The sequence below is a fragment of the Phaeobacter gallaeciensis DSM 26640 genome (assembly GCF_000511385.1).
Classification (GTDB): domain Bacteria; phylum Pseudomonadota; class Alphaproteobacteria; order Rhodobacterales; family Rhodobacteraceae; genus Phaeobacter; species Phaeobacter gallaeciensis.
In genome coordinates, this window is sequence record NC_023137.1 from 2,043,178 (window position 1) to 2,055,919 (window position 12,742).

The 12,742-nt window shown below is 60.1% G+C and carries 11 protein-coding genes and 1 other RNA gene; 4 read left to right on the plus strand and 8 right to left on the minus strand.

What is annotated here, in order from left to right; all coding sequences use genetic code 11:
- Window positions 1-69: 69 nt before the first annotated feature.
- The 5 genes from GAL_RS09795 to GAL_RS09815 form a co-directional block, all read right to left on the minus strand.
- A complete protein-coding gene (locus GAL_RS09795) occupies window positions 70-1,197 on the minus strand; it encodes an NUDIX domain-containing protein (RefSeq protein WP_024097426.1) in 1,128 nt (375 codons plus the stop codon).
- A 29-nt stretch (window positions 1,198-1,226) separates the two neighbouring features.
- Entirely contained in the window at window positions 1,227-1,667 is a 441-nt protein-coding gene (locus GAL_RS09800) for a TrgA family protein (RefSeq protein ID WP_024097427.1), read from the minus strand.
- A gap of 15 nt (window positions 1,668-1,682) precedes the next feature.
- Window positions 1,683-2,888, minus strand: coding sequence for an SAM-dependent methyltransferase (locus GAL_RS09805; protein WP_024097428.1), 1,206 nt, complete (start codon window positions 2,886-2,888; stop codon window positions 1,683-1,685).
- Window positions 2,889-2,956: 68 nt separating this feature from the next.
- The gene (locus tag GAL_RS09810) at window positions 2,957-4,396 is read right to left on the minus strand and encodes a cryptochrome/photolyase family protein (protein ID WP_024097429.1); all 1,440 of its coding nucleotides are present in this window, start codon (window positions 4,394-4,396) and stop codon (window positions 2,957-2,959) included.
- Between the two features lie 24 nt (window positions 4,397-4,420).
- Complete coding sequence (locus GAL_RS09815) at window positions 4,421-5,650, minus strand: aminotransferase class V-fold PLP-dependent enzyme (RefSeq protein ID WP_024097430.1); 1,230 nt, start codon at window positions 5,648-5,650, stop codon at window positions 4,421-4,423.
- Between the two features lie 160 nt (window positions 5,651-5,810).
- Here GAL_RS09815 and GAL_RS09820 point away from each other — a divergent pair, with 160 nt between their 5' ends.
- Entirely contained in the window at window positions 5,811-6,194 is a 384-nt protein-coding gene (locus GAL_RS09820) for a VOC family protein (protein WP_024097431.1), read from the plus strand.
- Window positions 6,195-6,275: 81 nt separating this feature from the next.
- On the opposite strand, the gene GAL_RS09825 is transcribed toward GAL_RS09820, so the two are convergent.
- Both GAL_RS09825 and acuI read right to left on the minus strand, forming a co-directional pair.
- Window positions 6,276-7,913 (minus strand): BCCT family transporter, encoded by a 1,638-nt coding sequence (locus GAL_RS09825; protein WP_024097432.1) that lies wholly within the window; start codon window positions 7,911-7,913, stop codon window positions 6,276-6,278.
- A gap of 380 nt (window positions 7,914-8,293) precedes the next feature.
- Window positions 8,294-9,286 carry an acrylyl-CoA reductase (NADPH) gene (acuI, locus tag GAL_RS09830; protein WP_024097433.1) on the minus strand — a complete coding sequence of 331 codons (993 nt, stop codon included), beginning with the start codon at window positions 9,284-9,286 and terminating at the stop codon, window positions 8,294-8,296.
- Window positions 9,287-9,459: 173 nt separating this feature from the next.
- On the opposite strand from acuI, the gene GAL_RS09835 reads away from it, so the two are divergent.
- From GAL_RS09835 to ssrA, 3 genes are all read left to right on the plus strand, one after another.
- Entirely contained in the window at window positions 9,460-10,194 is a 735-nt protein-coding gene (locus GAL_RS09835) for a FadR/GntR family transcriptional regulator (RefSeq protein ID WP_024097434.1), read from the plus strand.
- A gap of 411 nt (window positions 10,195-10,605) precedes the next feature.
- Window positions 10,606-11,040 carry an ester cyclase gene (locus GAL_RS09840; protein WP_040104051.1) on the plus strand — a complete coding sequence of 145 codons (435 nt, stop codon included), beginning with the start codon at window positions 10,606-10,608 and terminating at the stop codon, window positions 11,038-11,040.
- Window positions 11,041-11,048: 8 nt separating this feature from the next.
- Window positions 11,049-11,399: a transfer-messenger RNA gene (ssrA, locus tag GAL_RS21875) on the plus strand.
- A 146-nt stretch (window positions 11,400-11,545) separates the two neighbouring features.
- Here the strand turns inward: ssrA and GAL_RS09845 are convergent.
- Window positions 11,546-12,610 (minus strand): helix-turn-helix domain-containing protein, encoded by a 1,065-nt coding sequence (locus GAL_RS09845; protein ID WP_024097436.1) that lies wholly within the window; start codon window positions 12,608-12,610, stop codon window positions 11,546-11,548.
- Between the last annotated feature and the right edge of the window lie 132 nt (window positions 12,611-12,742).

Genomic DNA, 12,742 nt, shown 5'->3' on the forward strand with positions numbered 1-12,742 from the left:
TGAGGTGTAGCCAAGGCATTGGACAACCACAAGCCGAGATGCAGATCACATGCCAGGTTGGCTGCCACCTTAGTCCGGTTCGCCTTGCCGCAGCCGTTCACGATGACGTGACAGCCAGAGTGCGGCGGTGACCAGCGGCATGTCCTGATAACTGTGATCATCAACACCGCGCATCAGATCATTATAGGGGATGATCTGGCTGCGAATATCCTCATTCTCGCTCTCCAGCCCGCCGCCGCCTGCAATGTTTTCAAAGTCGCAAACACCGACGAAGATGTGCAAAAACTCGCCCGACGCGCCGCTGGACGGATAGACCCGTGTTACGGTTTCGAGCTGGTCGATGGTGAGACCGGCCTCCTCCATCGCCTCGCGGTGGGCCGCCTGTTCGGGCGTCTCTCCGGGATCGATCAGCCCCGCCACCGGCTCCCACATCCACGGGCGGCGGTTGCCTGCGATATAGGTGGCCGCGCGAAACTGTTCGATCAGCAGCACCGCATCGCGGCGAGGGTCATAAGGCAGGACCACCGCCGCCTGCCCCACCAGCGCCGCGCCCCGGTTCACCACCGGGCTGAGGCTGCCGTCGTAGCGGCGGAATTGCAGGTCCATCTCTTCCATGGCGAAGAAATTCACATAAGCGCGCTTATGCTCATGCACGACGACATCGCGGGTCAGATCGTGATCGGGATCCTCGGGCCGGTTCTGCGCCGCCACCCACGCGGCGGCGCGAATACGGATCGGGCGAAAGCGGGCTGCGACCTCAGCCGGTGTCAGTCGGCCACGGTAGGCCATGACCTCCTCTGCGGCGCGCAGGGACAAGGCGCCCCAGTCAGCCTGCCAAGCGGCCAGATCCCATGGCGCGCCGGTTTGCCAGAGACCGGGGTCCGGAAAGTAGACATCCGCCGGGGCGGTGCCGCCTGCCTCCAGCTCCACCGTGACGCGGCGCAGCGTATAGTCGAACCCACCTTCATAGAAATTCAGCGCGTCGATATCTTCCTGCGTGAGGCCCCGCAACAAGAGCCCCGGTGCGCGATGCCCGGCGCGGGCCTCAATCGCGGGAAAGGGCTGGTCCACCACCGCAAAGGCACCGTGATCCGGCAGATGCGCCGGTGTGGCATCCAGCGCGGCACCCGACCGCCCCAACACCAGTTCAAGCAACGGCAGATGGCGCAGCGTGCCATAGACGAAAAGATCAACCACGGTCTGTATCCTGTTGGAAATATGTCGTTTCAGCGCCAACGTCTTGCGGCGTTCTCGGTCACCAGGCCCGAGAAGATGCCGCCAATCACCAGCGCCAGCAACACATGTGGCACCGCCATCACAAAAAAGAAATCCAATCCGATGACAAAAATAGCCGAAAGCGCCTCAAACGGGCCGTCGTAGCGATTGCGCATGGCAAGGCGGAACATCTCCCATGCGCCCTGAAAGAACAGCCCCCACAGCACCAGAAGCGCGGCACCGGTCAGGCCGTTGTTGATGGCATTGACCACCCCGCGCCCCACATGGCGCCCCACCCAAACCCAACCGATCAGCACGCCAAGGGCAGCATTGAGCGGCACGAAATAGCCAAAATCCGTACCCTCTGGCATCAGCGGCATGATCAGGAAGGAGACGGCGATGGCAACAAGAGCCATGCTGAGGGCGGCAATCAATCGGGCAGCGGTGGGCATGATCGGGGCTTTCGGTCAGCGGTGAGCAAGCGTGATCTGGGTGACGTCACAGGTTTCAGCCTTGAACGCGGCGGCACAGGAGGTGAGGTAGAAATTCCACATTTTCCTGAAGCGATCATCAAATCCCATGGCGGCAATCTCGTCCCAGCGGTTGTTGAATGTGGCGTGCCAGCGCCGCAACGTCTGATCGTAGCTATCACCGAATTCGAGCGATTTCATGACCTGAAGCCCGGCAAGTTCCACCTGTTGCCGCAGGATCTTTGGCGCGGGCAGCATCCCGCCCGGAAAGATATGTTTCTGGATGAAATCGACGCCGCGCTTGTAGACAGTCCAGCGCCGGTCCGCGACGGTGATAATTTGTAAGGTCGCCTGCCCGCCGGGGCGCAGCCGATCGTGGATCATGTTGAAATAGGCGGGCCAGTATTTTTCGCCCACTGCCTCGAACATCTCGATTGAGGCGATGCCGTCGAAGGTGCCCTTGCAGTCGCGGTAGTCCTGCATCCTGAGCTCGACCTGATCAGAAAGCCCTGCCTTTTCAATGCGCTCACGGGCGTATTTCAACTGCTCTGCGCTGATGGTGAGGCTGGTCACCCGCAAGCCCCGTTCGCGGGCGGCATATTCGGCAAAGCCGCCCCAGCCGCAGCCGACCTCCAGCACGTGATCGCCGGGCTGCACTCCCATCTGATCCACCATGGAGGCGTATTTGGCGGTTTGCGCGGCCTCGAGACTTTCCTGTCCGGTTTTGAACAGCGCACTGGAATAGGTCATCGTGTCGTCCAGCCACAACCCGTAGAAAGCATTGCCGAGGTCATAGTGGTAAGAAATATTCGCCTTGGCCTGCGCGCGGTGGTTGCGTTGCAGCCAAAAACGGAACTGCTCATAGGCGCGGATCAGCCCGCGCCCCGGAAAGCCATCGTAGACGGTTTCAGACCCAAGATGGATCAGATCCATGAAGGCCTGCAAATCCGATGTGCTCCACCAGCCATCAAGATAGGCGTCGGAAAATCCCAGATCGCCCTCGCGGATCAGCCGGGCAAAGCAATCAGGATTGTGGATGCGCAGATCCGCCACCGGACCGGGCCTTTGGCCACTGACGCGAAACACCCGCCCGTCTGGCAGGTGGATGTCCAGCTGCCCGACCTCCAGGGCCTGCAACTGGTCAAAAATTGCTGCGAAGTAGCGCGGCAGATCGGCCTGTCCGTCGGTCGTTGTGAGCGCCATTATCTCCTCCCCAAGACGTGCCCGCCCAAAAGGCTAGGCCAAATCAGGCGCTTCTGGCAAGGGATCTGTCAGTCGTCGGGCAGTTCCCGCTGGCCGTAGACCTCCAGCGCGCGGGCGCGGCCCTCCTTCAGATCAAGGAACGGCTCAGCACGTTTGTCCTGCGGGGACAGTTCCCACGACAGGGGTGTGGCGCGGTAGAAATCCAGCGCGGTCTGCGGCGGATTGGGCTGTCCTTCGGCGATCCAGGCGGATTGGTAATGGCCCTTGGCGTCGAATTTCTCCAGCTGACCATCGGGGTTGAAAATCCGAAAGAACGGCGAGGCATCGGGGCCGGAGCCTGCCACCCATTGCCAGCCCATGGCGTTGGAGGCCGGATCCCAGTCCACCAGGCACTCCTCAAACCACTGCTGGCCAATGCGCCAATGGGTGAGCATATGTTTGGTCAGAAAGCTGGCCACGATCATCCGGGCGCGGTTGTGCATCTTGCCGGTCACATAGAGTTCGCGCATGGCGGCATCGACGAAATTATACCCCGTCTGACCGCGTCGCCATGCCTCGACCTTGTCGTCGTCACGCTCCGACCAGTTGAAATGCTCCCACTCCGGCCGCCAGTTGCGGGTCAGGATGTGGGGTGTGTGGAACATCAGGTGATAGGCAAATTCGCGCCAGACAATTTCCTTGAGGAAATGTTCAGCGCCGGATTTTCCTGCGCGGCGCGCCTCCAGCCCATGGTGCCACATGCGGCGCGGACTGATCTCCCCCCAAGCGAGGTTTTCAGACAGGCCCGAGGTGGCATCCATGGCGGGAAAATCGCGATCCTGTTTGTAGTCGGCGACGCGGCTGTCGAGGAACTCTGCCAGCCGCTCCTGCGCTGCATCTTCACCGACGCGGCAGTATTGCGCCACCACATCTGCGCCACGGCGCATCGCGGCAGCCATCTGCCAGTTGTCCAGATCATCAGAGGCCGGCCAGTGCTCCGGCGCCGTGATCCGTGAGGGGGCGGCGATCAGCCCGTCAACATGACGGTCGCGCACTGCCTTCCAATAGGGCGAATAGACCCGGTACATGCCGCCGGTCTTGGTCTCGACTGTCCAGGGTTCAAACAGGAGATGACCACCAAAGGATTTGGCCGCAATCCCCTGCTGTTTCAACTGATCCTTGATGGCAGTGTCGCGCGCGATGGCCTGCGGATCGTAGGCGCGGGTCCAGTGAACTGCGCCCGCACCGGTGTCCGTGATCAGCTGCGTCAGCACCTCCTGCGCAGGTCCGCGGCGCAGGATCAGCTGCGCGCCACGCCGCTCCAGCTCCTTGGCCAGATGCGCCAGCCCCAGCCCCAGTCGGAACCTTGGCGCGGCACCCAGATCCTCATCCAGCGTATCAAGGATAAAGACAGGGATAACCGGAACATCCGCAGCGACAGCCGCCGCCAGCGCCGGGTTATCAGCAAGACGCAGGTCGCGCCGCACCCACCAGATGATCGGGGCGTTGCTCGGTTTCTCGTCGGTCATGAAGGGCCTGTCCTTTGGATCTCGTCACTTGCTCAAGACGCGATCTAGGGCCTCCATCAGCTGTGTCATCTCCTTTTTCGAGGTGTAATGCGTAAAACTGAGCCGCAGCACCCCGTCGCTGGTCGACACGCCCATCGCGTTGAGCGCGCGCAGGGCGTAGAAATCGCCTCCCCCCGCCATGATGCCGTACTCTGCCAGCTCTGCCGCGACCGCCTCGCCGGGGCGGTTCAGCTCCAGTGCTACGGTGGGCGCGCGTCGGGTCGCATCCGAGGGGCCGATCAGGCGCAGGTCATTGCGATCCTTTACCATGTCCAGCAGCGGTTGCAGCAGCTCCACCTCATGGGCGCGCATCAGATCATGGACAAAGGCGCCCTGCGCGGCGCCTTCGGTCAGCGGGCCGCCGTGGTGATGGGCGAGGGTCGCGATATAATCCGCCATCCCGGCACAGGCGGCGACCTGCGCATGGTCAGGGCCTGCGGGGGTGAAACGTTTGTAAAGCGTATCACCATTGAAGAAATGACCCTGATTGGGCAGCAGCTCCCCGAGCGCGCGGCGGATCACCATTAGCCCCTGATGAGGCCCGTAGGTTTTATAGGCGGAGAACAGATAGATGTCGGGCCCCAGCTCACCGACATTGGGCAGGCCATGGGGCGCATAAGAAACCCCATCGACACAGACAAAGGCCCCTGCCGCATGGGCGAGTGCGGTGATCTCGGTGACCGGGTTCAGTTCCCCAACCACGTTGGAGCAATGGGGGAAACAAACCAGGCGGACCTTTTCATCCAGCAGATTTTCCAGATCGCCTGGATCCAGATGGCCGGTCTGAGGGTCGATCTGCCATTCGCGGACCTCAATCCCCGCATCGGCCAGACGCCGCCACGGGCCACTGTTGGCCTCATGGTCCTGATTGGTGACGATAATCGCCTCCCCCGGAGACAGAAAGTCACGAAAAGCCTGCGCCAGCACATAGGTATTCTGGGTGGTAGAGGGACCAAAGCTCAGCTCATCGCGGTCGACCCCGAGAATACCCGCGATCCGGTGGCGCGCCTCGTCCATCTCGGCGCCGGCCAGTGTCGAGGCCTCATAAGGCGCATAGGGCTGTACCTTGCGTTCGGTATAAAACCGGGTGAGCCGGTTGATCACCGGCTGACAGGTATAGGAGCCGCCGGCATTCTCGAAAAACGCCTGACCTTGCAAATTCGCTGCTGCAAATGCCGGAAACTGGCTGCGGACGAAGTCGATATCGAGGGCCATGGTCTCTCCTTATGTCTGTCTTCGAAAGGAGTGCCGATGATGCTGCACGAGGTCAAGCACCGATGGCTATTCCTGTCCGCAACTGCCGCCGCTGCACTGATGACATTTTCTGGCCACAGGAGCGGATAGCAAAGGGCCACATCAGCAGGAAAGGACGCAGATGATGGCATATACTCCGCAGGATTTTCTGGTCTGGGGCGAACTCCCCGTAACCGACATGGACGCCGCGACCCGGTTTTATGAGCATGTGACAGGGGCAGAACTGGAGCTGGTCACTGACGGGCCGAACCCGATGCTGGTGTTTCGCCCCAAGGATCCGGCCACCGGCGTTGCACTGAGTATTTATCCCGGCACGCCCGCCCCCGATGGCATCGGTCCCACCCTGCATCTGGCCGCCGAAGGCGCGCTGGCGGAGGTGATGGCGCGGGTGACGAAGGCCGGAGGACAGGTGGTCTCAGAGGCGATCACACTGCCAAGCGGGCAGTTTTTCTACGCCAAGGATCCCGATGGCAATTCGGTCGGGTTCTATGAGGCGAAGGGCTAAGCGCAAAACCACCGTCCCAAATCGCGAAACGCCCCGGATACTCTCCGGGGCGTTTTGTTGTTTCGTTTGCAGCTGTACGTCTTAGCGCGGCTCGCTTTGCAATCCGCGCAGGATTGCCCAGCACATCAGGAGCAAGACCACCGTGAACGGCAGACCGGTTGAGATCACCATCGCCTGCAGGGCGACCAGACCGCCGCCAAGCAGCAGCACAATCGCGACGGCGCCTTCGAACACGCACCAGAACACCCGCTGCGGCATCGGGGCGTCGACCTTGCCGCCTGCCGTAATGGTATCGATCACCAGCGAGCCGGAGTCCGAGGAGGTGACAAAAAACACAATCACCAGCAGTATCCCGACAAAGGAGGTGATGGACGCCAGCGGCAGCTGGTCCAGCATCTTGAACAGTTTCAGTTCAAGCGCCGCCTCCTGCGCACCGGTGTAGCCATCCGCCACCACCTGATGGATCGCGGTGCCGCCAAAGACGCTCATCCATAGAACACAGACCAGGCTGGGGATCAGCAGGACGCAGATGATGAATTCACGCACCGTGCGGCCCCGGCTGACGCGGGCGATGAACATGCCGACAAAAGGCGACCAGCTGATCCACCACGCCCAGTAAAAGGCGGTCCAGCCTTGGCTGTAGTTGGCATCCTCTCGCCCGAAGGGCATCGAAAGCGCCGGCAGATATTGCACATAGGCCATCAGACTGTCGAAGAACCCGGTGATGATCAGAAGGGTTGGCCCAACCAGCAGCACGAAGATCAGCAGCAGGAAGGCCAGCCCCATATTCAGCTCACTCAGCACCTTCACGCCGCCATCCAGGCCACGCACCACCGACACCAGCGCCACGGCGGTGATCGCGGAAATCAGGATCACTTCGGTGGTGGAGCCAACGGGCACGCCGAAGAGTTCGTTCAGCCCCGCGTTGGCCTGCGTCGCACCGAAACCAAGGGAGGTCGCGAGCCCAAAGAGCGTGGCAAAGACCGCCAGAATATCAATCACATGGCCCGTCCAGCCCCAGACCCGTTCGCCGAAGATCGGATAGAAGGCAGAGCGAATGGTGAGCGGCAACCCCTTATTGTAGGAGAAGAGCGCCAGCGACAGTGCTACGATGGCGTAGATCGCCCAAGGGTGCAGGCCCCAGTGATAGATCGTCGCCGCCATGCCAAGGCGCACGGATTCCGCACTATCCCCGGCAGCGCCACCCAGCGGTGCCCAATCGGTGCGGGCGCCGTTTTCCCCCATGCTCACGCCGCCGAAGGATGTGGAATAGTGGCTCATCGGCTCACTGACGCCATAGAACATCAGGCCGATTCCCATGCCTGCGGCGAACAACATCGCGAACCAGCCGGTATAGGTGTAATCGGGTGCTGCATCCGCCCCGCCCAGGCGTACCTTGCCCCAGGGGGAGACAATGAGGAAGAAACAAAACAGCACGAAGATATTGCCCGCGCTGAGGAAAAACCAATCAAAGGAGCTGGTCACCGCCGGGCGCAGCCAGCCGAAGAAGGCAGCGGCCTGTTCGGGAAGAACCAGCGCGTAGAAGACAAACAGCATGATGCTGATGCCGGAGACCATGAACACGGGGTTGTGGATGTCAAATCCGATCGGCCCCACCGATCCCTCTAAATTATCCTGTCCAATTTCATATTCGGTGTCGATGACGGCGGCCTCACCGTCGGGGGCGGGTATGCCCTGATTGGCCGTTTCGTCTGTCATGCGCGTCCCTGCTTCGTTTTTATGAACGTCCACAGACCCAACCACCCCATGGCTGCGCAGGTTCCCGCCGATTGCAAAAATAAGCAACAAACGGCCTGCGCGCTGTGATCAGCCCTGCTGTGATCCCGTCCTGGCCTGTCCTGCGTGCTGTCCTCCCGCAATGACCGCGGCGGCACCTAGCGCTGAGCCCACGACGCAGCAGCGGCTACGCAGCGATGGATCTATGCCCAGTGTAGCAGAAAACTGCGAAATTGTCGCGTCCCATGGATCCCAGCCCAAGGACCGCGTGAAGGGGCACTGGCGAAACGCAAAAACGCGCAGACCGGCTGCGCGTTTTCTCGTTGGTCGCCGCTAGCTGTCGCAACCACCACGCAAAGTTTTCAGGCATTTACATCCACAACAACGCGGCCCTTTACCTGACCCTTCAGAATGTCAGCGCCAAGCTCTGGCAGATCCGACAGGGAGGCCGGTTCGACCATCGCCTCCAGCTTCTCCATCGGAAGATCAGTGGCAATACGCTGCCAGGCCCGCAGGCGGTTGTCGTAGGGCTGCATCACGCTGTCGATGCCAAGGAGGTTCACCCCGCGCAACAGGAACGGGATCACTGTGGCAGGAAGCCCTGCCCCGCCAGCAAGTCCGACCGCCGCAACCGAGCCGCCGTATTTCATCTGGCCGAGAACGCGCGCCAACATCGCGCCACCCACAGCATCAATACAGCCCGCCCAGTTTTCGCTCTCCAGCGGGCGTTTGACGGTTTCGTTCAGCTCCTCGCGCGGCACGATCTGTGAGGCCCCAAGCGCGGTCAGATAGTCAGAGGTCTCTGGTCGCCCGGTAACCGCTGCCACCTCATAGCCAAGGTTCGACAGGATGGCAGTGGCCACAGAGCCAACACCGCCCGCAGCCCCGGTGACCAGAACCGGACCATGGCCGGGTGTCAGCCCGTGATCCTCCAGCGCCATCACCGACAGCATTGCGGTAAAGCCTGCGGTGCCCACCGCCATAGCCTGCCGCGTGTCGATCCCCTCTGGCAGCGGCACCAACCAATCCGCGCGCACGCGGGCCTTTTGCGCATAGCCGCCCCAATGGGCCTCACCCACACGCCAGCCGGTCAGGACCACCTTGTCGCCGGGCTTGTAGCGGTCATCGTCGGAAGCCTCGACCGTGCCTGCAAAATCGATACCCGGCACATGGGGGTATTTGCGGACCAGTCCGCCGCCCGGGCCGATGCACAACCCGTCTTTATAGTTCACTGTGGAGTAGTCCACCGCCACCGTTACCTCTGCGTCGGGCAGCTGATCCAGGCTGAGCGTCTCAACGGCGGCTGATGTTTTACCGCTGTCTTCGTCCTTGTTCACGACCAAAGCTTTGAACATGATCTGTCCTCCTCTGACATTCATCGGCGCACCGGCGCGCCTAGGTGCGTTGGCTGAGCGAAGATGCCGACGGGCCTCTTCTTCCTCGGCGACGGCGACTCAGCTCTTGCCAATCAAATGTCAGACTTTTAAATGTCTGACAAATGATTTCTCCCGATAGGCGGCGCCAGAGCATGAAGTTGACCCCACGCAGTACAGCGGATCTGTCCGCTCAGATCGCCGAAGCCATTCGTGATGCCATCATCAGTGGGGCGCTGATCGTCGATCAACGGCTGCCCTCCGAGGCGGAGATGGCAGAGCAGTTTCAGGTCTCGCGCCCGACCGTGCGCGAAGCGCTGAAGCGGCTGGCGGCACAATCGCTGATCCGTACCCAGCGCGGGGCCACCGGCGGGGCCTTTGTCAATCGGCTGAGCTTTGAGGAGGCTTATGCGCAGCAGATCACCACATCAACGCTGCTGCTGAGCATGAATGCCGTCAGTTTTGACACCGCCTGTGAGGCCCGCTACGCGTTGGAGCGCGCTTGCGCCCCGCTGGCGGCCACCCGGCGCACGGCGGATCACCTTGCTACCATGCGCGCCGAAATTTTTCGACAGGGCCAGCCCGGTCTCTCCGACGAAGCGTTTTGTGCATCCGATGTGACTTTTCACCGGGCACTGGTGGATGCGGCGGACAATCCGGTTTTGTCCTATCAACTAGCTGGCGCCGTAGAGGCAATGCAGCCCCTGATGAATATGATCACCTTCACCGCGCGGGATCGGGCAGTGATCACTGCACTGCACAGCAATATCGTCGAGGCCATTGAGGCCGGGGATCCAATTGCGACGGCTGAGGGTCTGACACAGCTTGAAAGTGAAACGCTTAAGTTGTCACAAACAGTGTTTTTGAAACGTGCGGAACAGGTCAAATAACCGTTCACGCGCAATCAATAACCGTCCGTAGGGTCAGGACCCATTAATCCTGCACCTCTGGTTTGACTGATTTTGTCTCTGACAAGGAACAGATTCACAGGAATAGTGGTTCTATTTCAAGAAGATGTGACGCAGCTCAGAGGCAAAATCAGCCAAATCCCCGGACGTGCGAACCGCTGCAAAGCAGCGGCTTTGAACGCTTGGAATTGACACCGCCAGTCCCGGCGCGCTCAAAACCACTGCTTTTTTGCCGTTCGCGCGCCAGCGATGCAGGATTAATGGGTCCTGACCCTAGTTCGGCGCGACCGACTGTTTTGCTCTGATAAAAAGCTTGCCCAATATCAAAGCGACCGTAATAACATCATAAATGACGAGTATTGGAGAGTTGCAGTGTACCCCACGCCCAAAGAGATGTTGAATCGCTGGTTTCAGGGCCTCTGGGTGAATGGTGATACGACTGTTCTTGACGAGTTATTTGCAGAGGATACCGAAGCAGTCGGCCTGATCCCGGACATCGCGATGAAAAAGCCGGAATTTGTTGTTCTGGCTGAGGCCGTGCGCGAACTCTGCACCGATATCCAAGTCGAGATCAGCCATGCGGTCGAGGCAGGAGACTGGATTGCCGTACGCATCCAGGTAGAGGCCGTCAGCATAATGCATAACCGGCCCTTCCAGGTGTCCGGGCATATCATGGCGCGCGCTTCTGAGGGAAAGTTCATCGAAATGATCAGTCAGTTCGACTTTCTCACACTTTTTGAGAACCTCGGCCAGATGCCTGAGAACACCCTGCCCGTCTGCCTGACAGGTCAGCAACTGGTCTGGGCTTCAACCGCGTTGGAGTCTTGAGCATTTTCCCCCTTTAACTCTCCCCGTCCCGACCATATATTGGGTCTGTTCTTCGGAACTATGGACATAAACGCGCTCGTAATAAGCGGATCGGACCCGGGGGCGGTACCCGGCGACTCCACCAAACATCCTTCATTTGGGGATCATGGGGTCGAAACAGGATCGACGAACGTCTAAAGGGGTTAGCTTTGTCTCGGCTGTCTGCCACCGTTATCGGCGAAACTTGTACAATTGCAAATGACAATCGTGCTCCGGCAATGGCAGTAGCAGCGTAAGCTGTTAATGTCGCCGAAACTAAGTCCTTGCGCCTAGCCGCGTAAGGCGGGGTTCGCAGGTACCTGGCAACAGAAACCTGCACTTCCTCCCCTGCATTTGTTTTTAAATTCTCGCAACATGGCTGGAGTGCGCTTGTGGCGGGCGTTCATGCGGCCGGGCGATGGGCAGCCATGTCCTGCCACCACCGCCCAATCATGTTGAGCACCATCACGGTTGCTGTAGCATGCCGTCATAGCGGCACGCTATCCGCGTCAGCCACGATTGAGCCACCATCCTCAGCCGGCGTGTATTTCGTGCGCCAGGCCTGCGGCGTCATGCCAGTCACTCGGCGGAACTCCCGGTTGAAGTTGGATTTGGTCTGAAAACCGACATCGAACATGATATCCGTCACCGATCGGCGGGTCGCCTGAAGCAGGTCGCAGGCCTCCGCAATCCGATAGCCGTTGACGTATTGGGAGACATTCATTCCGACCGAACGGTTGATCGCCTGCGAGATCTGTCGGGATGGGATAAGTGCCTTGCGCGCCAGCCGTTCGAGATTGAGGTTTGCATCTCGGTAGACATGGTCGTCATTCATCAGCTCCTCAATCCTCTGGATCGTGGCGGATCCGCTCAGCTCTTCCTCTTCCAGCCGACGCGGCTGCGGCGTTTCCGAGGGCGGCGTTTTACTGGTGCTGGCAAGGGTGGCTGCCAGGCCCAGCATCACCAGTGCTGCAAAATTCGCAAACAGGATCACCGAGGGCACATGTTCGACATGCTGCCAGAAGAAGCTGAGGAACAAAATGGTGTCGATCAGGGCAAAGGACAGCAGCGACAGAGCCGCGAAAAAAATCGCCCGATAGGTGGAATCGGCCCCGTCCAGAGGCGTGATCCCCAAAGCGTCCGTACCAGGCAAAAGCAGGCGCAGAATAACCACCGCATAGGCGAGGAATGTAATGACAACGACAATATCCACCGCCTCGCGCCAGAGAAATGTCAGCCCGATCACCAGCACGGTCGGCATATAATAGACCGCCAGCCGCTGCGCCATCGGCCAGCGGTCACGTTCGATCACGTTCAGAACCCCTGCATAGACCAGAGCCGGTATTAAGGTTGCAAGCACCGGCACGATGTAAGACGTCGCCTCAACATCATACCCCCAGCGCAGCCCCAGCAAGAAGGACTGGATCGCGCTCAGCACGATGAGCAGCAGAAACGGCTTGTTCTTGTTTGCGGTGTCGTCGTTTCTGACAACATGAATGAACAGGAACATCATCTGTGCTGAGAACATAAATTCGATTGGTATGAATATCATTCGTCTAGTGCCTTAGTGGAAACGGTCATCCTGAATCATTGCGGCACAGGCGACAGCGGATGCCACTGCCTGCATTTGTGTCTGCGTCTGACATCCGACCATGTCCGGTTTTGATGACACGATCGTGTCGCT